The sequence below is a fragment of the Phreatobacter cathodiphilus genome (assembly GCF_003008515.1).
Lineage (GTDB): Bacteria > Pseudomonadota > Alphaproteobacteria > Rhizobiales > Phreatobacteraceae > Phreatobacter > Phreatobacter cathodiphilus.
In genome coordinates, this window is the sequence record NZ_CP027668.1 from 2,279,067 (window position 1) to 2,300,713 (window position 21,647).

Here is a 21,647-nt window from a genome sequence, read left to right on the forward strand (position 1 = left end):
GCGAACTCGAAGGCTTCGAGGCCGGAGAGCCGGAGTTTGGTCTCGATGACCGGGATCGGCCGCGGCGTTACGCCCTTCACAGCCTTCGCGATGGCCGCGATATGGTCGGGGGTCGAGCCGCAGCAGCCGCCGACGATGTTGACGAGGCCGCTGGTGGCGAATTCGCCGACCATCGCCGCCATCGCCTCCGGGCTCTCGTCGTAGAGGCCGAATTCGTTGGGCAGGCCGGCATTGGGATAGGCGCAGACCAGCGTGTCGGCGACCTTGGAGAGCGCCTGGATGTGGCCGCGCATCTCCTTGGCGCCGAGCGCGCAATTGAGCCCGATGGAGAAAGGCCTGGCGTGGCGCAGCGAATACCAGAAGGCCTCCGGCGTCTGGCCCGAGAGGGTGCGGCCCGACAGGTCGGTGATGGTGCCGGAGATCATCACCGGCAGACGGACGCCCTTCTCCTCGAAGACCTCCTCGATCGCCACCAGCGCCGCCTTGGCGTTGAGGGTGTCGAAGATCGTCTCCACCAGCATGATGTCGGCGCCGCCGTCGATGAGGCCGCGGGCCTCCTCGGCATAGGCCTCGCGCAACTGGTCGAAGGTGATGGCGCGGAAGCCCGGATTGTTGACGTCGGGCGAGATGGAGGCGGTGCGGTTCGTCGGCCCGAAGGCGCCGGCGACGAAGCGGCGGCGGCCGTCCTTCGCCGCGGCGCGCTTCGCCGCGTTCTTGGCGAGCCGCGCGCCCTCGTAGTTGAGCTCGTAGGCCAGCTCCTCCATGCCGTAATCGGCCTGCGCGATGGAGGTGGAGGAGAAGGTGTTGGTCTCCACCATGTCCGAGCCGGCGTCGAAATATTCGAGGTGGATCGCCTCGACCACGTCGGGACGGGTGAGGATCAGGAGGTCGTTGTTGCCCTTGAGATCATGGTTCCAGTGGGCGAAGCGCTCGCCGCGGAAATCGGCCTCGGAGAACTTGTAGCGCTGGATCATCGTGCCCATGGCGCCGTCGAGCACGAGGATGCGCTCCTTCGCGGCCTTGGTGAGGGCGGCGAGGACTTCGGCGCCGTCGGAATGGCGGTGGGGAAACTGGGTCATCGGACGGACTCCAAAACTGGAACGAAAAGGGCGCCACCCTCTCCCATGAAGGGAGAGAGTTCATTCCCCGTTACGCCGCTACGGCGCTCGGCGCGGCATCCTTCGGCCGCATGCCCAGAAGGTGGCAGACCGCGTAGACGAGATCGGCGCGGTTCATCGTGTAGAAGTGGAACTCGGTGACGCCGCGGTCGACGAGATCCAGCGCCTGCTCGGCGGCCACCGCCGCGGCGATAAGCTTGCGCGTCGCGGGATCGTTCTCCAGCCCCTCGAAGCGGCGGGCGAGCCAGTCCGGCACGCTCGCGCCGGTGCGGGCGGCAAATCCGGCCGTCTGCTTGAAGTTCTGCACCGGCACGATGCCCGGCACGATCGGAATGGTGATGCCCGCGGCGCGGACGCGGTCGAGGTAGCGCAGGTAGACGTCGTTGTCGAAGAAGAACTGGGTGATGGCCCGGGTCGCGCCGGCATCGACCTTGCGCTTCAGCATGTCGATGTCGGTCTCGAGCGAGGGGCTTTCCGGGTGCCGCTCGGGATAGGCCGAGACGGAGACCTCGAAGTCGCCGATCGCCTTGATGCCGGCGACGAGCTCGGGCGAGCCCTCGTAGCCGCCCGGATGGCTCTCGTACGTCGTTCCGACGCCGCCCACGGGGTCGCCGCGCAGCGCCACGATGTGGCGCACGCCAGCCGCCCAGTAGTCGCGGATGACGTCGTCCACCTGCGCCTTGGTGGCGGCGACGCAGGTCAAGTGCGCCGCCGGCTTCAGCGCCGTCTCCTTGACGATGCGGGACACGGTGGCGTGGGTGCGCTCGCGGGTGGAGCCGCCGGCGCCGTAGGTGACGGAAACGAAGGAGGGCTCGAGCGGCGCCAGCCGCTCGATGGATTCCCACAGGGTCGCCTCCATCTCCTCGGTCTTCGGCGGGAAGAACTCGAAAGAGACCTTCAGGCGGGAGCGGGAGACGTAGCGGCTCGGCTTGTAGGCGGAGGACATCAGGCGACCTCGATGGCAGCAGCCGCCGGCAGGGCCGGGGCGTCGGTGACGATGCGCGGGTCGCGGCCGACCCAGATGGAAACGGTGAGCTTGTCGCCCTCGGGCTTGTCCGGGGCGAGGTTGACGAAACGGGCCGGCGTCAGTCCGGCGGCGGCCATCCAGCCCTCGATCACGTCGCGCGCGAACCCGAGGCGGCGATGCGCCTGCGCCTCGCGCAGGAATTCCTGCTCGTGCGGGGCGAAATCCACCACGACCAGCCGCCCGCCGGGGCGCAGGACACGCGCCGCCTCGCGGATGGCGCGGGCGCCGTCGTCGAGGAAGTGCAGCACCTGATGGATGATGACGCCGTCATAGGCGTCCCGCGGCAGGGCGAGCGAATAGATGTCGCCGGTGCGCACCGAGCAGTGGCGTATGCCGGCGCGGTCGAGGGCGGCGCGGGCGAGCGTCAGCATTTCCGGGCTGGCGTCGATACCGAGGCCGCGGTCGATGTCCGGGGCGAAGAGCTCCAGCATGCGGCCCGTGCCGGTGCCGAGATCGAGGAGCGAGCGCAGCGGCGCGCCGGAGAGCGCGTCGCGCACCGCCTTCTCCACCCGTTCCTCCGGCACGTGCAGGGCCCGCAGCCGGTCCCAGTCCGCGGCATGGCGGCGGAAGAAGGCCTGCGCCTCGGCCGAGCGCTTGGCGCGCACCTCGGCGAGCCGCTCCCGGTCGCTGGCGAGAATGGCGTCGGACGGATCGACGAGGGCGGCGAGCGCCTCCACCGTGCGGGCGCCGGCGCCCTCCCCCGAGGCGCGGAAGAAGGCCCAGGAGCCCTCCTTGACCCGCTCGACGAGGGAGGCCTCGAGGAGCAGCTTCAGATGGCGGGATATGCGCGGCTGCGACTGGCCTAGAATGTCGACGAGATCGGTGACCGTCAGCTCCGCCTGGGCCAGCAGCGCGAGCAGGCGCAGGCGCGTCGGCTCGCCGACGGCGCGCAGCACGGCGACGGCGTCGTCGAAACCATAGGCCGCGGCGGGGCCGCCGAAGGATTTGCCGAGGGACAGGGTCACAGGCCTCACTCACATATAAAGATATCTTTATGCCCGTTTCGGCGTCGTGGCAAGCCGCCTTTTAATGCCCGCTTCGGCCAGCCGGCGCCAGCGAATGTTCCAGTTTTGTTCTTGAGGATGGATCGCCGCTCTGCTAGATCTCGGTCCATGCCCCGCTCCCATCCCGAACCCGTTCCCGAGGATCTCGCGGCCCGCCTGAACGGCGGTGGAATGGAGGCTGCGGCGGCCCGCATTTTCGGGCTGAGGACCGCCGGCGCCCTCGACCTGTCCTCGGGTCCCGCCGTCGCGGACGCGCGTCGCCGCGGCCGCGGCACCCTCACCAACGCCTCCGGCCGCTTCGAGAGTGAGAGCCGCGAGGCGGTGGACGACGGATGGGGCTCGCTGGAGGAACTGCCCGCCCTCGCCACCACGGTGACCGAGGAGAAGGCGAAGCGGATCATCACCCGCAACGATTCGCCCGACCTCTCCTTCGACCGCTCCATCAACCCCTATCGCGGCTGCGAGCACGGTTGCACCTATTGCTTCGCCCGGCCCACTCACGCCTATATGGGCCTGTCGCCGGGGCTCGACTTCGAGACGCGGCTCTTCGCCAAGCCCAATGCGGCGGAACTTCTGGAAAAGGAACTGGCCGCGCCGGGCTACCAGCCGCGCACCATCGCCCTCGGCACCAATACCGACCCCTACCAGCCCGTCGAGAAGCAGTGGCAGCTCACCCGCCGCATCCTCGAGGTGATGGAGGCGGCGAATCACCCCGTCGGCATCGTCACCAAGAACCACCTCGTCACCCGCGACATCGACATTCTCGGCCGCATGGCCGCCAAGGGCCTGGCCAAGGTGGCGCTGTCGGTGACGACCCTCGACGGCAAGCTCGCCCGCTCGCTGGAGCCGCGCGCCTCGACGCCGGCGAAGCGGCTCGAAGCGCTCCGCCTGCTCTCGGAGGCTGGGGTGCCGACGGCCGTGCTGGTCGCACCCGTCATCCCGGCCGTCAACGATGCGGAGATGGAGCGCATCCTCGACGCCGCCTGGCACATGGGCGCCAGGGAGGCGGGCTATGTGCTGCTGCGCCTGCCGCACGAGATCCGCGATCTCTTCCGCGAATGGCTGGTGGCGAACCGGCCGGACGCCGCCCGCCACGTGCTCTCCCTCGTCCAGCAGACCCGCGGCGGCAAGGATTACGACGCCACCTTCCATTTGAGGCAGAAGGGCACCGGTCCCTTCGCCTGGATGATCGGCCGCAGGTTTGAGGTGGCGCGCGAGCGCCTCGGCTTCAACAAGCGGACGCTGAGGCTCGACACCGGGCAGTTCACCCCGCCGGCCCGCAAGGGCGCCGCCGCGGCCGAGCAGCTCAGCCTGTTCTGAAGGAGGAACGCCAATGGCCCCCGCCCCCGCCGCCGTGGCGCTAATCACCCTCGGCGTCGACGACCTGCCCCGCGCCACCCGGTTCTACGAGGCGATCGGCTTCCGGAAGTCCGTCTCGCAGAGCCGGGACAGCGTCAGCTTCTTCCGCGCGGGAGGCGTGGTGCTCGGCCTCTTCGATCGCCGCGCTCTCGCCGAGGATGCGGGGCTGCCGGACGGCGGGCGCGGCGGCTTCGGCGGCATCACCCTGGCGCGCAACCTTCCCTCGCGCGAGGCGGTGGACGCGGCCTTCTCCCGGGCGCTTGAAGCGGGAGCGAGGCCCTTGCAGGCGCCGCGGGAGGTCTTCTGGGGCGGCTATTGCGGCTATGTCGCTGATCCCGACGGCCATCCTCTCGAGCTCGCCTGGAACCCCTTCTTCCCTCTCAGGGACGACGGCACCATCGACCTGCCGATGTGAGGCTTCGCGGGCCTCAGTGCCCGGCGGCGACGCCGTCGCCGAACATGTAGCGCAGGCCGATGCGGATCTCGTGCGCCGCCACCGTGGTGCGGTAGGCCCCGCCCGCCGTATCGGCGAAGCGCAGCGCGCCCATATGCGTGTAGCGATAGCCGATGTCGATCTTGGTCTGCGGCGACAGGTCGACGGTGACGCCGGCCATGGCGGCCCAGGCGAGCGTCCATTTCACCGTGTTGACGAGGTTCGGCGTGCGCGTCGCCTCGCCGAGCGCGGCGGCCACCGGCACCGGCGTCGAGACATAGGCCGAGGCGGCGAGCCGCGCGGTGCCGAGGCCGGCGCCGACATAGGGCGTGATGCCGCCCCAGCCGCCGAGATCGACATAGGCGTTGACCAGGGCGGAATGGGCGGTGACGCCGAAACGTTCGGTGCGCGCGGGCACCGGCAGCGGGCCAACATAGGCCCAGTTGCCCTCCGGCGGCGCCGATCCGGACAGGCGCGCCGTGGAGCGGATGTCGAGCGTCGTGTCGAGCCTCAGCCACTTGTACTTGAAGCCGACGCCGAGACCGCCGCCGAAGGTGCTGGCGGCGCGGGTGTCGCGCAGGTCGACCCAGGCGCCCGGCGCGAAATTGACCGTGTCGAAATAGCGGGCCGCCGGGCGGCGGAAGAGGCTGGCGGTCACGTCGCCGCGCACATACCAGCCCGACGAGAAGTCCTCGGCGAGCACGGGCGGCAGCAGCGGCGCGGCGGGAGCTGCGCCGCGCGTGTCGGCGGCGCGCACCGGGACCGCGGCGAGCACCAGGGCGGCGAGAGCCGCAGCCGGGAGGCGGGTCGCGCTGCGCAGCCGCTGGGTCGGACGGGTCATCACTCGTTTCCTGCAACGCTTCGGGGGATCGCCCCTGCTCCGGGGCACATGACGAACAGGACGCCAGTCTCCGACAGGCCGGTTAAGGGCGGCTTAAGGTTAAGAATTAACCCTGTTTCCCCCCCCTGCCCTGAGAAACGGAAACGGCGCGGGCCTGGGCCCGCGCCGTCGTCTCACGAGGTCGAGAGTGGCAGATCAGTAGCGCGCGACGATCGGCTCCGAGGGAACGGCGCAGGAGCAGTTCAGCGACCAGCGCATGCCGATCTTGATCTCGTGGGCGGTCAGACGGCTGACCTGCACGGTCTCGTTTCCGGCGCGCGGCAGGCCGGTGGCCGGGTCGCGCAGCAGCAGCGCCGGCAGGTCGCCGAGCGAGAGGTAACGATAGCCGGCCTCCAGCGTCAGGCGCTCGTTGACCTTGTAGCCGACGCCGGCCATCAGCGCCCAGGCGAAGCTCGTGCGCGAGGCGGTGGTGGCATAGCCACCGAGCGAACCGGTGGCGCCCGTCACGCTGTTGAAGCCGGTGGAGGTGTCGGTGAAGTTGCTCACCGTCGTGTGGGCGAAGCCGAAGCCGGCGCCGACATAGGGCGTCAGGCATCCGATCTGGCAGAAGGTGCCGAGATCGACGTAGAAATTGGCCAGGCCGACGATCGAGCGGGTGCCGCCGTTGTAGAGATTGGTCTGCGAGGTGGTGCCGCCGCTCTGGTCGAAATTGACGTAGTCCATGCCGCGCAGGCGGCCGCCCGCCCGGTATTCGCCGGTGACGTCGACGCGGAACCAGGAGTTGAACTGATAGCCCGCGCCGAGGCCGATCGACACCGTCTCGGAATGCGACTTCATCCGGAGCTGGTAGTCGTTGACGCCGCCGGTGCCGACGCGAACCTGGGAGCCGTTCTGCAGCACACCGAAATTGCCGATGCTGTGCCCGGCCACGCCGATGTCACCGCGCAGGTACCAGCCGCCGCTTTCCGCGGGCTGGACCACGGGCTGGGACTGGCGGAGCACCGGCGGCATGTCGGCGGCGGTGGCGGCCGTCGCGGCGAGCGCCGCCGCGGCGGCGAGGACGGCTGTGGAAGGGCGGCGCATGGCAATGTCCTGGCGATGGACGCGCCGACAGGGCTCGTCCGAGGGTCAATGCCGGAATGCTCGCAGGGATTGCTTAAAGCCTGCTTAACCCTAACGGGCGTGGTGAACAGGGCGTGAAAAAGCGCCGCAGAGGGGTCAGGCGGCGGCCTTGGCAACCGCCTCCACGATCTGGTCGACCACCGTCTCGACGAGGTCGCGGTCGTCCCCCTCCGCCATCACGCGGATGACGGGCTCCGTGCCGGACGGGCGGATGACGAGGCGCCCGTGATTGCCGAGCTTCTGCTTGGCGTCGTCGATGGCGGTGACGACGCTCACCGCCTCCAGCGGCTTGCCGCCCTTGAAGCGCACGTTCTTCAGGATCTGCGGCAGCGGCTCGAAGCGGTGGCAGACCTCGGAGACCGGCCGCCCCATCTTCAGCACGACGGCGAGCACCTGCAGCGCCGCCACCAGGCCGTCGCCGGTGGTCGAATAGTCCGACAGGATGATGTGGCCGGACTGCTCGCCGCCCACGTTGAAGCCGTGCTCGCGCATGTGTTCCAGCACGTAGCGGTCACCCACCGGCGTGCGGGCGAGCTGCAGGCCGAGACCGCCGAGGAAGCGCTCCAGGCCGAGATTGGACATGACGGTGGCGACGATCCCGGGCTGGGTGAGACGCCCGTCTTCGAGCCAGGACTGGGCGACCACGGCCATGAGCTGGTCGCCGTCGACCACATGGCCCTTCTCGTCGACGATGAGGACGCGGTCGGCGTCGCCATCCAGCGCGATGCCGATGTCGGCGCGCATCTCGCGCACCTTCTCCACCAGCGTCTCCGGATGGGTGGAGCCGCAGGCGTCGTTGATGTTGAACCCGTCCGGCTTGTCGCCGATCGTCACCACCTCCGCACCGAGCTCCCAGAGCGCCGCCGGTGCCACCTTGTAGCCGGCACCGTTGGCGCAATCGATGACGATGCGCAGGCCGGCGAGGTCGAGATTGCGCGGCAGGGTGCGCTTGGCGAATTCGATGTAGCGGGCCTGGGCGTCGTCGATGCGCTTGGCGCGCCCCAGCAGCCGGGAGGCGGCGAGACGCCGCGACAGGTCCTGGTCGAGCAGCGCTTCGATCTCGCGCTCCACCTCGTCGGAGAGCTTGTAGCCGTCGGGGGCGAAGAGCTTGATGCCGTTGTCGTCGAAGGGGTTGTGCGAGGCCGAGATCATCACGCCGAGGTCGGCACGCATGGAGCGCGTCAGCATGGCCACGGCGGGCGTCGGCATCGGGCCGACCAGCAGCACGTCCATACCCACCGAGGTGAAGCCGGCGACCAGCGCGTTCTCGATCATGTAGCCCGACAGGCGCGTGTCCTTGCCGATCATGACCCGGTGGCGGTGCTCGCCCCGCTGGAAGGACAGGCCGGCGGCCTGCCCCACCTTCATCGCGAATTCGGGCGTGATCGGGAAGGCGTTGGCGCGGCCGCGAATGCCGTCTGTACCGAAATACTTGCGGGGCATGGGCGTGGTCTCGTGCGTCTTCGGGAGGCGTCGTCATGCGATTCGCGAAACGAACCGCGATCCCGCACTTATAGGCGCCGATGCGGGTGATGTCGCCGCGCGCCGTTCACAAATGATGAGCGACCATGACAGGTGCCTCGGCACCTCGGCGTGACCGGCGGCGACGGTGCTCAGCTCTTGAAATAGGGCTCCACAGGACCCTTCAGCTTGACGGTCAGCGGATTGCCGAACCGGTCCTTGGCGGTGCCGGCGGCGACGCGGATCCAGCCCTCGGAGACGCAATACTCCTCGACATTGGTCTTCTCCACGCCCTTGAAGCGGATGCCCACCTCCCGCGACAGCACCGCCTCGTCGTAATGGGGGCTCTTCGGATCGGTGGACAGGCGGTCCGGCAGGGTCGGCAGATCGGTCACGGTCGGGCTCCTCGCGGGCTGACGGGTCTTTCCCCGCACATAGACGCCCGCCGCCGCCCTGCCAAGCGGCCGCGTCCCGGGCCGCCCGCTAGGAACCGATCCCGCGAGCCCGTCGTTCCTTCCCGACCGGGGGAGGAACGGTCGAGGAGAACAGCTCATGGATCGGAGATATTTCATCGTCGCGGCGCTGGCCGGGACAACAGGCCTGGCGGCATCGGCCGCACCGGCGAGCGCGGCAGGGCCGATCGGCCTCGCGGACGTCCAGGGCGCCCTCGGCGCGGCGCCGGGCCAACCCATCGAGATGCAGCGCGGCCGGGGCCCAGGTGGTGGCGGTGGACGCCGCGGCGGCGGGTTCCGAGGTGGCGGCAGGTTCCGCGGCGGCGGCCGGTTCCGCGGCGGCGGACGGCGCTTCTACGGCGGGCGCGGCTGGGGCGGCCGGGGTTGGCGCCGCCGGGGCTTCTACGGCCGGCCATATTATCGTCGCCGCTACTACGGCGGCCCCTATTATGGCGGAGGATACTATGGTGGTCCCTGGGGCTATCGGCGCCGCTGCTGGATCAACCGGTTCGGGCGTCGCGTCTGCCGCAGGCCGGCGATCCCCTTTCCCTTCTTCCCCTTCTTCTGACCGGCGCCCCATCGGCGCAACGGCAGAGCCCGGCCCCCGCGGCCGGGCTTTTGCCATGGGCCGGCCGGATGGCAGACCGGACCGCAGCGCAGAGCAGGCCCCGGGGCGGCGGTCTATGGTCCGCGCCCCTCGGGAGCCCCCGGCTGCTCCCGGATAAAGCCGACAGGAGGAGACACCATGTCCGTTCGTGACACCGCCCCCACACGCCGCCGCATGATCGGCACGGCCGGCCTCGCGGGCGCCGCCGCCACCCTCGCCACGCCTGCCCTCGCCCAGGCCAATCCGAAGATCAGCTGGCGCCTGACCTCGTCCTATCCCAAGAGCCTCGACACGCTCTTCGGCCTCTCGACCCAGGTCGCCAAGCGCGTGGCCGAGGCCACCGACGGCCAGTTCCAGATCCAGCCCTTCGCCGCCGGCGAGATCGTCCCCGCCCTGCAGGCGCTCGACGCCGTGCAGAACGGCACGGTGGAATGCGGCCACTCGCTCTCCAGCTTTTATATCGGCAAGGACCCGGCCTTCGCCTTCGACACCTCCCTGCCCTTCGGCCTCAACACCCGCCAGCACAATGCCTGGCTCTACCAGGGCGGCGGCCGCGAACTCGTCGCCGAGTTCATGAAGGGCCACAACGTCCACGCCATCCCCTCGGGCAACACGGGCGCCCAGATGGGCGGCTGGTTCCGCAAGGAGATCAAGTCGGTCGCCGACCTCAAGGGTCTGAAGTTCCGCATCGCCGGCCTCGGCGGCACCATCATGGCGCGCCTGGGCGTCGTGCCGCAGCAGATCGGCGGCGGCGACATCTATCCCTCGCTCGAGCGCGGCACCATCGACGCGGCGGAATTCTCCGGCCCCGCCGACGACGAGAAGCTCGGCTTCCAGCGCGTCGCTAAATATTACTATTATCCCGGCTTCTGGGAGGGCTGCGCCAACGTCTCGCTCTTCGTGAACCTGGACAAGTGGAACGGCCTGCCGGCCCATTATCGCGCCGTCCTGGAGGCCGCCTGCGCCGAGGCGCTGACCCTCTGCGTCGCCAAGTACGACCACGCCAATCCCGACGCGCTCTTCCGCCTCGTCGCCAGCGGCGCCGAGCTCCGCGCCTTCCCGCAGGACGTCATGCAGGCCGCCTTCCGCGAGGCCCAGGCCCTCTATGGCGAACTGGCGGCCGGCAACGCCAATTTCCGCAAGTTCTACGACTCCTGGCTGCCCTACTGGCGCAAGGAGCAGATCTGGTTCCGTGTCGCGGAACTGCCGTTCGACGCCTTTACATCGTCGCAGGTGCAGGGGCGCTGAGCCGCGTCAATATTGGCGCCCCGCACTGCAGCAAAATCGACGACATGACCTTTCGTCAGGGCACCCACGATGACGATGACGTTCGGGATGACACGTGCTAGTCTTCCTCCCAGGGCGGCGCATAACAGAGGGTGAACGCGATGGATCGTCGGTTTTTTCTGTTGAGTCTTGCAGGGGGCGCGGTCGCACTGACCGTCGCCGCACCATCGGCGGCCGAGGCCGCTTCCGCAGCCTCGCCGACGTTGGACGCCGTCCGCGGCGCACTCGCCGGCGGTGAGCCGGTGGAGATGCAGCGCGGCGGTGGCCGTGGCGGCGGCGGTCGTGGGGGCGGCGGTGGCATGCGCGGTGGCGGCGGCGGTTTCCGCGGCGGCGGCGGTGGTTTCCGTGGCGGCGGCGGCGGCTTCCGTGGCGGCGGGTTCGGCCCGCGGCCCGGGTTCGGTCCGCGGCCCGGTTTCCGCCCCGGATGGGGTCCGCGGCCGGGCTTCCGTCGTGGCTGGGGCGGCCCGGTCTATGTCGCGCCCCGGCGCTGCTTCTACAACCGTTGGGGCGAGTGGGTCTGCCGGCGCCCGGTCTGGTGACCTGACCGACCCCTTCTATTCGGCATCCAGGAAAGCCCGGCCCCGCGCCGGGCTTTCTCATGGCTGGACGGCCCTCAGGGAGCCCAGAGCCCGTCGAGGCCCAGCCGGATGAGCTTGTAGCCGTCGGTATGGCAGGCGCCGAAGCCGCATTGCACCACCACCGCGCCGAGGTTCAGCAGCGCCAGCACGATGAGATAGGCGGCTGCGAAATCGGCAACCCGCGCCAGGGCCGGGAAGGCCTCGACGTGCAGGCGCGCCACCCGGCGCTCGCCGCCGAAGAGAGCAAGGGCGACGGCCTGCGCCGCGATGATCACGGTGGCGATGACGACGGACCAGACCGGCATGTGCAGACCGAACACGGCCGAGCCGACATAGGCGTGATCCGGCCGCGGCACGATGTCGAGCAGCGTCTGGCGCACCGAGACGACGAGCAGCAGCAGGGCGAAGAGCAGGCCGATTCCCGTATTGCGGTGGGAGAAGGCGCGGAAGTTCTGCATCAGCGCGAAGCCGACTCCGAACAGCGCCGCCCGCTGCAGCAGGCAGAGCGGGCACGGCAGCTCGCCCTTGGCGAACTGCATCACCATGGCCGCGGTGATCACGACGTCGATGGCGACGAGCATGCCGGCGAGGAAGAGATAGTTGAGCCCGGCCGCCACCCGCTCCATGCGGGTGATCGGCAGATCGACCGCGACGACGCCGCCGAGCATCCTCACGCCTCCCGCGGCGGTTCGGCCGTGCCGACCTGCAGCCAGGGCAGGCGGAAGCCGTATTCCGGGCTGTAGATCTCGAACAGGAACAGCCAGACGAAGAGGCAGAGGCAGGCGAAGAGACTGGCCAGCGCCGCCCAGCGCGGGCCGAACTGGCCGAGCAGGATGGCGAGCACCAGCGTCGCGAACACCGCCACCATCATGACCGTCACGCCCCCGACAGGCCGCCGACGGGACCCCTCGCCCCGCCGCGACCAGCCTGCGACGCGGGGGCGGCGACGGTCAAGATGCCGTTGCGGGGCTCAGCCGCGTTCGTCGGAACGCTCGATCTTGCCGCGCCGCTGCAACCACAGCGCCACCAGCCAGCAGAACATCGCCCAGGCGGCGCCGAGGCACCAGCCGGCGAGCACGTCGGTCGGCCAGTGCACACCCAGATAGATCCGGCTGATGCCGATCAGCACCGTCATCACCAGGGCCACGGCGAGGAAATAGGCGTGGACCCGGCGCGGCGCGTCGAGGCGGGTGAGCAGCACGCCGAGCGTCAGATAGGTCACGGCCGAGATCATGGCATGGCCGGAGGGGAAGCTCGCCGTCAGCTCCAGCGGCGCATTGGGGATGAGGTCGGGCCGCGGCCGGTCGAAGAACAGCTTCATGCCGTGGCTCAGGAGGGTGCCGCCGGCCACGGCGGCCACGACGAAGAGGGCGGCCGCGCGCTTGCCGACGAGAACCAGATAAACCGTCACCACGGCCACGATGAGGGTCAAGACCGCCAGCCCGCCGAGGGCGGTGATGTCGCGCATGACGCCGGACAGCCAGGCCGGGCCCGGCCCCCGCGAGAGGTCGGCGGGGTCGCGGAACATGAGCAGCACCGCCCGGTCGAAGGCCTCCGTTTCGCCCTCCACCACGATGTCGGCCAGCCTCAGGAAGGCGAGGATGCCGCCGGCGATGACCACGAGAACGATGGCGAGGCCGATCTCCTCGCGCAGGAGGCGGAGCACGCGCGGGGCCGACCATGAGGCAAGGAACGTCATCGGCGAGACTTGGACGTCGCCCCGCGGAGCGTCAAGGGCGCGGCCCTGTGACAATCCGACTGCCGCCGGGGAACCGTCTGCGCCCCGGCGTGTTGACGTCCGGGGCTGGAGCAATTCACTCGAGGAGGAAGCGATATGGAACGCCGGATCTTTCTGACGGCCCTCGCCGGCGGCCTTGCCGTCACCACCACCGCCGCGTTCACGCAGGTCCAGGCCGCCCCGGCGACGGACCTGGCCGGCGTCAGGTCGGCGCTGCAGCCGGCCGCTGCCGCCATGCCGGAGGAGATGCAGCGCCGCCGCTGGCGCCGTCCCCCGCCGTGGGTGCGCCGTCGCCGCCGCTGGATGCGCCGTCGCCGGCGCTGTTTCATCAACCGTCGCGGCTTCCGCGTGTGTCGCTGGTATTGATCCAGCCACGCGTAAGCTGACGGAGAACGGACCGGCTGCCCCCTCGGCCGGTCCGTTTCTTTTTGGCGCCGCCCTGTGTGATTTTGTACGACTGCTCCCTGTGCAAATGCGGCGAACTTAACGAAGGTGCAAAGGAATCTGCGCGACAGTGAGCCATCCGGCTGGCGGGCCCGAGCATGAGCCTGCTGCCGGCCGAGGATCGCCGTGCACGAATTTCTGAGCCCCCGGACAATAGCTCTGTCCGTCGTCCTGATCGCGCTCACGACGGGCGGGCTGCTGCTCGTCTCGTCGCGTCAGAACAACGACCAGCGCAGCCTCGTGGCCTGGGGCATCGCCAATATTCTGGGCGGCATCGGCGCGGCCATGGTGGCGGCACGCGGCTTCATTCCCGAACTGTTCACCGTCGTCATCGGCAATGCCCTGATCATCCTCGGCTATTCGCTCAACGTGAAGGGCACGATGGATTTCTGCCGCCGCCGGCTCGACTGGGGCTGGGTGGCGGCGCCGGCGGGTGTCTGGATTGCGCTCGGCCTCTGGCCGGCCTTCATGTCGAGCGTCGAATGGCGGCTCATCGTCAACTCCGGCATCATCGCGGCGTGCTCGTTCGTCGCGGCTTGGGCGCTCCTGAACCTGAAGGACGAGCACCTCGTCACCCGCCGCCCCGCCGCCATCTGGCTCATGGTCCACGGCTTCGTCTTCTCCATCCGCCTGCTGCCGCCGCTGTTCAGCACCGTGCCCGCCTCCAACGAGATCAACGCCTCGCCGCTGGTCACGCTGATCATGATGGAATCCCTCATCCACGTGACGCTGATCTCCTTCCTCCAGCTCTCGCTGATCAAGGACCGGGCCGAGGAGCGCTATCGCCGCGCCGCCGAGACCGACGTGCTCACCGGCCAGCCGAACCGCCGCGCCTTCATGGCCACCGCCGAGCGGCTCGTGGCCGAGACCGACCACTGGCCCGCCTGCATGCTGGTCATCGACGTCGACCGCTTCAAGGCGATCAACGACACGGTCGGACATGCCGGCGGTGACGCCGTGCTGGTGAAGGTGGCGGAGACCATCCGTGCCCACCTGCGCCCCACCGATACGTTCGGCCGGCTCGGCGGCGAGGAATTCGCCGCCCTCCTCCCCAACACCACGCTGCAGACCGCCGCCGTCATCGCCGAGGGCCTGCGCGCCCGCATCGCCAGCCTCGACATCTGCGCCGGCGGCGAGATGGTCCACGTCTCCATCAGCATCGGCGTCTCGGTCATCGCCGGCGGCAAGCCGGACCTCGACCACCTCATCGACCGCGCCGACGCCTGCCTCTACGAGGCCAAGCGCACCGGCCGCAACCGCGTGGTCGCGCGCGAGGACGGCATGCGGCTGGCGGGGTGAGGGCTTGACCGGGCGCGGCTGATCGGCGCGAATTCGGGGCTTGCCCGCGGAGGCTCCATGCGCCCGTTTCTCACCGCCCTCGCCTGCCTCATGCTCCTCGCGGCCGCAGACGGCGCGCCGGCCCAGACCAAGGGCAAGGCCGAAGCCCCCCGCGAGGACGCGGCGCCTGCCGCCCCTGCCGCCGTCGCCGGCACATGGAGCGGCAGCTATGTCTGCCTCCAGGGCCGCACGGGCCTGACCCTCACCGTGGAGGAGCCCGAGGCCGACCGCGTGCGCGCGACCTTCCATTTCTACGCGGACCCGAGCAATCCGGGCGTCCCCACCGGCTGCTTCAGCCAGACCGGCCGCTTCGATCCCGCCACCCGCCGCCTGACGCTCTCCGGCGGCCGCTGGATCGTCCGCCCGCGCGACTACGAGACGGTCGGCCTCTCCGGCACGCTGGACCGCTCAGGCGCCGTCCTCTCCGGCCGGGTGACCCAGGCCGAGGGCTGCACCACCTTCCGGCTGGAACGCCGTCCGGCGCCCGAGCATGCGCAGGCGTGTGGGGAGAGCGTGAGGGTGAGGTGAGGCTAGAGGATGGACCAGCGCATCTTGCGCATAATTGGTTACTCCTACTTTTGCTTGCCGGCTGACAGGAGACCGGCGATTGTTTCAGAACCGAAGCGACGTCTCAGGCCCGATCGAAAGGTTTCAAAATGGGCAGGTCGGAAAACCATATTCGCCTGCTCATTGGGCGGATGGAAGACAAACCAGCACATATACCCAATACGCCCGCTTCGTTTTTAGTGCACTATTCTGATGAATATTTTTATGAGCTGTCCGCTTACCTAACATCAATTGCAAGTTTTCTTCATATTCCTGAATTCTATAAGGACAGAGAGGTGGCCGGTTGGCGCCCCGATGACTGCGCAGTTTTCCAGTCCAGACGCGCCGGCAAATTTATCGCATGGAAGCCCTATGAAACGCTAAGCCAGCTCGCGCATAATCTAAATCCGCCCGATTTCGAATTTGTGGAAATTGATGCGTCGTATTCGGAAGACAATTCTCCTGCGCAGTTCGGGGCCATTTCGCACCTGTTCGATTCGTATGGCCGTTCCCTTATAACTAGCTATTACCAGAAGCAGCAATATAGACTCAGAGAATACTATGGCCCGATCGCTTCGTGGCCGGAAGTCTGGCGTTTTGGAAAAATTGTGCGTGATGCGATGGCCCACAACGGGCGAGTACATATCAGCGACGAAAGGCTTGGTGCCACTTGGCGTGGCCTCTCCTATTCAATTGCCGACAATGGTCGCGAAGTATTGAATGGCGACCTGCTTACCGGCGACCTAATTTACCTACTTCGGGACCTCGACAACGAGCCACGCTAATCTGCACCATGTGTAAGCCCCCTCACCCGCTCCGCGCCACCCTGCCCTCCAGCGGATAGGCGGGATCCGTATAGCCCGGCGTCGAGGGATGGCCCGCCGGCACCAGCCGGTCCACCAGTGCCTCGTCGGCCTTCGTGAACCCGTATCCCGGCGCGCCGAGATAGTCCTCGAACTGCTCCATGGTGCGCGGGCCGGCGATGGCCGCGGTCACGAAGGCGTTGTTCAGCACCCAGGCGGTGGCGAACTGGCCCGGCGTGATGCCGCGCTTCTCGGCATGGGCCTTCAGCTTCTGGGCGATGACGAGCGACTCCTTGCGCCATTCCGTCTGCATCATGCGGCTGTCGGCGCGGCCCGCGCGCGAGCCTTCCGGCGGCGGCGCCTTGGGGTCGTACTTGCCGGAGAGGATGCCGCGGGCGAGCGGCGAATAGGGTACGACGCCGAGGCCGTAGAAGCCGCAGGCCGGCAGGTGCTCCACCTCGGGCATGCGGTTCATGGCGTTGTAGTAGGGCTGGCTGACGACGGGGCGGTCGATGCCCATGCGGTCTGCGAGATTGCAGATCTCGGCGATGCGCCAGGAGCGGTGGTTGGAGACGCCGTAATGGCGGATCTTACCCTGCCGGATGAGGTCGCCGAGGGCGCGGACCGTCTCCTCCAGCGGCGTGCCGTGGTCTTCCTTGTGGAGGTAGTAGATGTCGATGACGTCGGTGCCGAGCCGCTTCAGCGAGGCCTCCACGGCGCGCATCATGTAGAGGCGCGACAGGCCGCGGTCGTTGGGGCCGGGGCCCGTCGGGTTGGCGAGCTTCGTCGCCAGCACCCAGTGGGACCGGTCGGCCTTGATCGCCCGGCCGGTGATCTCCTCCGAGCGGCCCTCGGTATAGACGTCCGCCGTATCGATGAAGTTGACCCCCGCGTCCTTGGCCCGGGCGATGATGCGGGCGGCGTCCTTCTCGTCGGTCGGGCCGCCGAACATCATCGTGCCGAGACAGATGGGCGAGACCTTGAGGCCGGAACGGCCGAGATTGCGGGGCGTCATGGGCGTTTCCTGTCGTGACTTCGGCACAGTAGGCCGCGCCTCCGGTCAAAAGAAAACCACCGCCCCTGCATGCGAGGCCCGGCGAAACCACCCGGCCGGCGCGGTCGTCACGCCGCCTGGGCGAGCGCGGCCTTGAGGAGCTTCGTCGCCTGGTCGGCGGTCATCGGCTCGCCGAAGGCGAAGCCCTGCGCGTAGTCGCAGCCGAGCTGGAAGAGCTCGACGGCGTCGGCGTCGCTCTCCGCCCCTTCCGCCACCACTTCCATGCCGAGGTCCTGGCCGAGCGCGATGATGGTCCTGAGGATCACCGGGCGCACGCCGCGCTGGTCGGCACGCACGAAGCTCTTGTCGATCTTGATCGTGTCGAAGGGGAAGCGCTGGAGATAGGCGAGCGAGGAGTAGCCGGTGCCGAAATCGTCGAGCGACAGGCCGGCGCCGAGTTCGCGGATCCGGTGCAGCATCTGCGCCGCATATTCCGGATTCTCCATGACCAGGCTCTCGGTCAGCTCGAGTTTCAGCGAGCCGCGCGCGACGGTGGAGCGGGCGAGCACGCCCTTCAGATCCTGCAGCAGGTCGTGGCGCAGCAGCTGCCGGCTCGACACGTTGACGGCGGTGAAGAGTGGCGGCTCCAGCGGCATGATCTGCTGCCACGCGGCGAGCTGGCGCGCCGCCCGGTCCATGACGAAGAGGCCGAGCTCGACGATGAGGCCGGTTTCCTCGGCGATGGCGATGAAATCGGCCGGCGGCAGGCGCCCGAGGCGCGGATGGTCCCAGCGCACCAGCGCCTCGAAGCCGGCGAGCGTGCGGTCGGCAAGGCGCACGACGGGCTGGTAGACGATGGCGATCTCGCCGCGCTCCAGCGCCCGCCTCAGATCGCTCTCCAGCGCCAGACGGTCGCTCTTGTGGGCGCGCAGCGCCGGCTTGAACACCTCGATGCGGTCGCCGCCGAGGCGCTTGGCGTGATAGGCGGCGAGTTCGGCGTCCTTCAGGAGGTCGTCGCGCTTGCGCTGGGTGCCATCGGCGAGCGCGATACCGATGGAGCCCGTGAGGAAGATCTCCCGCTCGCTGAAGGCGATGGGCGCGCGCAGCGCCTTGCGGATGGTCTCGGCGAAGCCCGTGATTCGTTCCGGCGTGCGCTCGGAGACGAGGATGATGCCGAACTGGTCGCCGTTGAGCCGCGCCAGCGTGTCCTGCGGTTTCAGGAGCCTGGCCAACCGCCGTGACACGGTGAGGAGGATCGAATCCCCGACCGAGATGCCGACGGAATCGTTGACCTGCTTGAACCGGTCGATGTCGAGCACCAGCACGGTCGGCCGGCGCGGATCGTCGCCGTGGCCGCTCATCAGCGAGGCTTCTAGCCGGTCGAGGAAGAGTTCGCGATTGGGCAGGCCGGTGAGGTTGTCGTGCACCGCGTCGTGCAGCAGCCGCTCCTCCGCCGCCTTGAACTCGGTGATGTCGGCGAGCGTGCCGACGAGGCGCACCACCTCGCCATCCGAGCCGACCACGGGCCGGGCCCTGAGCATGATCCAGAGGAAATGCCCGTCGGCGGAGCGCAGGCGGAACTCCTCGACGAGGCGGCCGCGGCGATGCTCCACCACCGTGTCCAGGGTGGAGCGGATGCGGTCGCGGTCGGCCGGGTGCAACGCCTCGACGAACTTGGTGGCGACGCCTTCCAGCGTGCCGCGTTTCAGGCCGAGCTGGGCCTCCAGCTCCGGCCCGACCCAGATGCGGTTGGTGCCGACGTCCCAGTCGAAGATGATGTCGCCGGCACCGGTGAGAGCGAGCGCCTTGCGTTCGGTGTCGGAGACGAGGCCGCGCGGCACGCCGGCGCCCGAGAAGGCGTGCTGCATCACCGTGAAGCCGATGAGCATGACCAGCAGCACCAGCGCGCCGAGCAGGGCGGGCGCGGCGATCTCGTTGTTGAGGCGGCCCGACACCATGAGCAGCGCCGCCCCCGACCAGACCATGAACAGCGCCCAGGTCGGCAAGAGGTTGATGGCGCGGTCGTAGCGCAGGAAGGAGAGGTAGACGAGGATCACCGTGCCGAGGATGGTCACCGCGCCGATGCCGAGCCGGGCGATGCCCGCCGCGATCGGCGGGTCGAACCAGGCGACCGTCACCATGCCGCCGGCGAAGGCGAGCCACACCGCCATCAGCACGGTGTAGCGCACGTGCCAGCGGTTGAGGTCGAGATAGGCGAAGAGGAAGATCATCAGGGTTGCGGAGAGGATGGCCTCCGCCACCGCCCGCCAGAAGGCGACGGCCGCCGGGCCCAGCTCCATCACCCGCGTCCAGAAGCCGAAGTCGAGCGCCAGCGTGCCGAGCACCGCCCAGGCCAGCAGCGCCGCCGCCGGGAACATGAGCGAGCCCTTCACCACGAAGAGGATGGTGAGGAACAGCGCCAGCAGGCCCGAAATGCCGAGGATGATGCCCCGGTAGAGCGTGAAGGAGTTCTCGCGGTCCTTGAAGGCGTCGGGCTGCCACAGAGTGATCTGCGGGATGCGCGGGTCGTGCAGCTCGGCGACGAAGGTCACCGTCGTGCCGGGGTCGAGAGTGATGAGGAAGACGTCCTGGTCCACCGCGTTCTGCCGCTCGGGCCGGAACCCCTGGCTCGGCGTCAGCGACACCAGGCGCTGGGCGCCGAGATCGGGCCGCAGCAGGCCGGAGCGGATCAGCCGGTAATGCGGCACGACCACCAGCCGGTCGACCTGCTCGTCGGTGGCATTGGCGAGGGTGAAGACCGCCCAGACGGCGCTCGAATCCGTGCGCGTCTGGCGCACCTCCATGCGGCGGACGATGCCGTCGCTCCCCGGCGCGGTGGGCACCGAGACGCGGTCTCCCTCCCCCGGCACGAAGGTGACGGCGCGGCCGAGATTGATCGCAGGCGACCCCGACGTGACGGCCACGGGATCGGCGGCCTCGGCAGGCGGGGTGCCGGACATGAGGCCGCAGGCGAGGGCCAGCAGCAGCACGAGGGGACGCAGGAGGACGCGGATGTGTCGCACGCGGAACAGTCGGAGCCTTGTCGTGACCACTGGTTCTGGAACAGGCGTCACGCCATGAGCCCCGCTTGTGGCGCCAATGCGGCGCCCGTTCACATGCTTGGGCACTGACTTAGCCGCGCCGCGCGGCGCGGAGCAAGGGTCGCGATACCGTTTTGGCGGCTAGTCCAGCGTTTTCGCATGGCGATCGAAGGCCTCCGGCAGGATGGAGGTGCCGGCTCCGGGCAGTTCCGGCCGGACGAGGTCGCCGTCGCGCACGGTCACCGGCTCCGCGAAACAGGCGGCGATCCAGGGAATGTACTCGAAGGACGACGTCGCCGGATGCCAGAAGGACAGGTGCGCATGGACCTGCCCCATGTCGCCGGCATGGGCGACCACCGGCAGCCGCGCCGCATGGGCGGCCTCCGCGACGCGGATATATTCGGTGATGCCGGCGAGCCGCGCGACGTCCGGCTGGACGTAATGCATGGCGCCGCGGCGGATGAAGTCGGAGAAGGCCTCGGCCGTGTAGAGCTGCTCGCCGAGCGCCACGGGAATGCCGCCCTCCGCCGCCAGCCGCACATGGCCCTCCACGTCGTCGTACCAGAGCGGTTCCTCGAACCAGAGGAGGTCGAGTCCGGCCGCACGGCGTGTGAAGCGCAGGCAGGTCGCGAGGTCCCAGCGGCCGTTGGCGTCGGTGGCGATGGTGACGCGGTCGCCGAGGGCGCGGCGGAGGGCGGCGAGCCGGTCGATGTCCCGGCCGATATCCGCAGAGCCGACCTTCACCTTGATGCCGCGGAAGCCCTCTTCCTCCACCGCCCGGCGGGCGCCGGCGAGAAGCTCCTCGTCGGAGAGCGACAGCCAGCCGATGTCGGTGTTGTAGGCGGTGAGCCGCTCCGAGGTCGCCCCGCCCAGCAGGCGCCAGAGCGGCAGATCCGCGGCCTTGGCCTTGAGGTCCCAGAGCGCCACGTCGACGGCGCCGAGGGCGAGATGGGCGATGCCGGCCCGGCCGATCCATTGCAGCGGCGGATGGCGGGCGACCTTCTGCCAGAGCCGGGTGACGTCGCGCTCGTCCTCGCCCACCAAGAGCTCGGCCACGGAGGTGCCGATGCAGCGGGCGATCAGCCGGTCGCCGGAGAGATCGGCATGGGTGCCGGTGAAGCCTGTGCCGACCCGGCCGTCGCGGGTGTGGATGCGGCAGCCGACCACGCCCCAATGCGAGAGCGTGTGCGTCGAGTCGGAGATCGAGGAGCCCGTCACCGGCACGTGCAGGATGAAGGGCTCGATGCGGGCGATGGTCATGGGGCGGCCCCGGTTGAGGCCGGCAGTGTGGGCGGCACCGGAGCCGGGCTCAAGGGCGCCGGAGGGGAGAGGGGCATCTACCTGCTCGGCGTGTCTCGTCTTTCTGCCCCTCACCCTTACCCTCTCCCCGCATGCGGGGAGAGGGGAGCACCAGCGTTGCGCTTCAACGGGAGCGGAACGCCTGGCTCCACAGC

At 69.2% G+C, this 21,647-nt stretch carries 20 protein-coding genes and 1 pseudogene; 8 read left to right on the forward strand and 13 right to left on the reverse strand.

Annotated elements, in window-relative coordinates:
- Window positions 1-5: 5 nt before the first annotated feature.
- From C6569_RS11110 to C6569_RS11120, 3 genes and pseudogenes are all read right to left on the reverse strand, one after another.
- Window positions 6-1,079 (reverse strand): annotated as a pseudogene (locus tag C6569_RS11110) (homocysteine S-methyltransferase family protein); the annotation flags it as partial.
- Between the two features lie 70 nt (window positions 1,080-1,149).
- Entirely contained in the window at window positions 1,150-2,064 is a 915-nt protein-coding gene (gene metF / locus C6569_RS11115) for a methylenetetrahydrofolate reductase [NAD(P)H] (protein ID WP_181313719.1), read from the reverse strand.
- Complete coding sequence (locus C6569_RS11120) at window positions 2,064-3,110, reverse strand: ArsR/SmtB family transcription factor (RefSeq protein WP_425440671.1); 1,047 nt, start codon at window positions 3,108-3,110, stop codon at window positions 2,064-2,066. Before C6569_RS11120 ends, metF begins: the two co-directional genes overlap by 1 nt.
- 147 nt (window positions 3,111-3,257) lie before the next feature.
- On the opposite strand from C6569_RS11120, the gene C6569_RS11125 reads away from it, so the two are divergent.
- Both C6569_RS11125 and C6569_RS11130 read left to right on the forward strand, forming a co-directional pair.
- Window positions 3,258-4,469 (forward strand): PA0069 family radical SAM protein, encoded by a 1,212-nt coding sequence (locus tag C6569_RS11125; protein WP_245898073.1) that lies wholly within the window; start codon window positions 3,258-3,260, stop codon window positions 4,467-4,469.
- Between the two features lie 13 nt (window positions 4,470-4,482).
- The gene (locus tag C6569_RS11130; protein WP_106748914.1) at window positions 4,483-4,923 is read left to right on the forward strand and encodes a VOC family protein; all 441 of its coding nucleotides are present in this window, start codon (window positions 4,483-4,485) and stop codon (window positions 4,921-4,923) included.
- A gap of 13 nt (window positions 4,924-4,936) precedes the next feature.
- Here C6569_RS11130 and C6569_RS11135 read toward each other — a convergent pair whose 3' ends face one another.
- From C6569_RS11135 to C6569_RS22180, 4 genes are all read right to left on the reverse strand, one after another.
- The gene (locus C6569_RS11135; RefSeq protein WP_106748915.1) at window positions 4,937-5,782 is read right to left on the reverse strand and encodes an outer membrane protein; all 846 of its coding nucleotides are present in this window, start codon (window positions 5,780-5,782) and stop codon (window positions 4,937-4,939) included.
- A 195-nt stretch (window positions 5,783-5,977) separates the two neighbouring features.
- Window positions 5,978-6,865, reverse strand: a complete 888-nt coding sequence (locus tag C6569_RS11140) for an outer membrane protein (RefSeq protein WP_106748916.1) — start codon at window positions 6,863-6,865, stop codon at window positions 5,978-5,980.
- A 135-nt stretch (window positions 6,866-7,000) separates the two neighbouring features.
- The gene (gene glmM, locus C6569_RS11145; protein ID WP_106748917.1) at window positions 7,001-8,347 is read right to left on the reverse strand and encodes a phosphoglucosamine mutase; all 1,347 of its coding nucleotides are present in this window, start codon (window positions 8,345-8,347) and stop codon (window positions 7,001-7,003) included.
- A 170-nt stretch (window positions 8,348-8,517) separates the two neighbouring features.
- Complete coding sequence (locus C6569_RS22180; RefSeq protein ID WP_245898074.1) at window positions 8,518-8,760, reverse strand: DUF3297 family protein; 243 nt, start codon at window positions 8,758-8,760, stop codon at window positions 8,518-8,520.
- Between the two features lie 157 nt (window positions 8,761-8,917).
- Here C6569_RS22180 and C6569_RS21945 point away from each other — a divergent pair, with 157 nt between their 5' ends.
- Window positions 8,918-9,385 carry a hypothetical protein gene (locus C6569_RS21945; RefSeq protein WP_181313720.1) on the forward strand — a complete coding sequence of 156 codons (468 nt, stop codon included), beginning with the start codon at window positions 8,918-8,920 and terminating at the stop codon, window positions 9,383-9,385.
- Between the two features lie 177 nt (window positions 9,386-9,562).
- Window positions 9,563-10,672 carry a TRAP transporter substrate-binding protein gene (locus C6569_RS11160; RefSeq protein ID WP_106748919.1) on the forward strand — a complete coding sequence of 370 codons (1,110 nt, stop codon included), beginning with the start codon at window positions 9,563-9,565 and terminating at the stop codon, window positions 10,670-10,672.
- A 652-nt stretch (window positions 10,673-11,324) separates the two neighbouring features.
- On the opposite strand, the gene C6569_RS11170 is transcribed toward C6569_RS11160, so the two are convergent.
- The 3 genes from C6569_RS11170 to C6569_RS11180 form a co-directional block, all read right to left on the reverse strand.
- Entirely contained in the window at window positions 11,325-11,957 is a 633-nt protein-coding gene (locus C6569_RS11170; protein WP_245898075.1) for a disulfide bond formation protein B, read from the reverse strand.
- A gap of 2 nt (window positions 11,958-11,959) precedes the next feature.
- A complete protein-coding gene (locus C6569_RS11175; protein ID WP_146144782.1) occupies window positions 11,960-12,169 on the reverse strand; it encodes a hypothetical protein in 210 nt (69 codons plus the stop codon).
- Between the two features lie 90 nt (window positions 12,170-12,259).
- Entirely contained in the window at window positions 12,260-12,988 is a 729-nt protein-coding gene (locus C6569_RS11180) for a phosphatase PAP2 family protein (protein ID WP_106748922.1), read from the reverse strand.
- Between the two features lie 135 nt (window positions 12,989-13,123).
- Between C6569_RS11180 and C6569_RS11185 the strand changes: the two genes are divergently transcribed.
- From C6569_RS11185 to C6569_RS21695, 4 genes are all read left to right on the forward strand, one after another.
- The gene (locus C6569_RS11185) at window positions 13,124-13,393 is read left to right on the forward strand and encodes a hypothetical protein (RefSeq protein WP_106748923.1); all 270 of its coding nucleotides are present in this window, start codon (window positions 13,124-13,126) and stop codon (window positions 13,391-13,393) included.
- A gap of 204 nt (window positions 13,394-13,597) precedes the next feature.
- Window positions 13,598-14,770, forward strand: coding sequence for a GGDEF domain-containing protein (locus C6569_RS11190; protein ID WP_106748924.1), 1,173 nt, complete (start codon window positions 13,598-13,600; stop codon window positions 14,768-14,770).
- A gap of 57 nt (window positions 14,771-14,827) precedes the next feature.
- Window positions 14,828-15,337, forward strand: a complete 510-nt coding sequence (locus C6569_RS11195) for a hypothetical protein (RefSeq protein WP_106748925.1) — start codon at window positions 14,828-14,830, stop codon at window positions 15,335-15,337.
- Between the two features lie 128 nt (window positions 15,338-15,465).
- On the forward strand, window positions 15,466-16,140 hold the full coding sequence (locus C6569_RS21695) for a hypothetical protein (protein WP_146144783.1): 675 nt from the start codon (window positions 15,466-15,468) through the stop codon (window positions 16,138-16,140).
- A gap of 22 nt (window positions 16,141-16,162) precedes the next feature.
- Here the strand turns inward: C6569_RS21695 and C6569_RS11200 are convergent, their stop codons facing one another.
- The 3 genes from C6569_RS11200 to C6569_RS11210 form a co-directional block, all read right to left on the reverse strand.
- A complete protein-coding gene (locus C6569_RS11200) occupies window positions 16,163-17,173 on the reverse strand; it encodes an aldo/keto reductase (RefSeq protein ID WP_106748926.1) in 1,011 nt (336 codons plus the stop codon).
- 107 nt (window positions 17,174-17,280) lie between these two features.
- Complete coding sequence (locus C6569_RS11205; protein ID WP_106751003.1) at window positions 17,281-20,112, reverse strand: EAL domain-containing protein; 2,832 nt, start codon at window positions 20,110-20,112, stop codon at window positions 17,281-17,283.
- A 222-nt stretch (window positions 20,113-20,334) separates the two neighbouring features.
- Window positions 20,335-21,453, reverse strand: coding sequence for a mandelate racemase/muconate lactonizing enzyme family protein (locus C6569_RS11210; RefSeq protein WP_106748927.1), 1,119 nt, complete (start codon window positions 21,451-21,453; stop codon window positions 20,335-20,337).
- Window positions 21,454-21,647 lie beyond the last annotated feature (194 nt).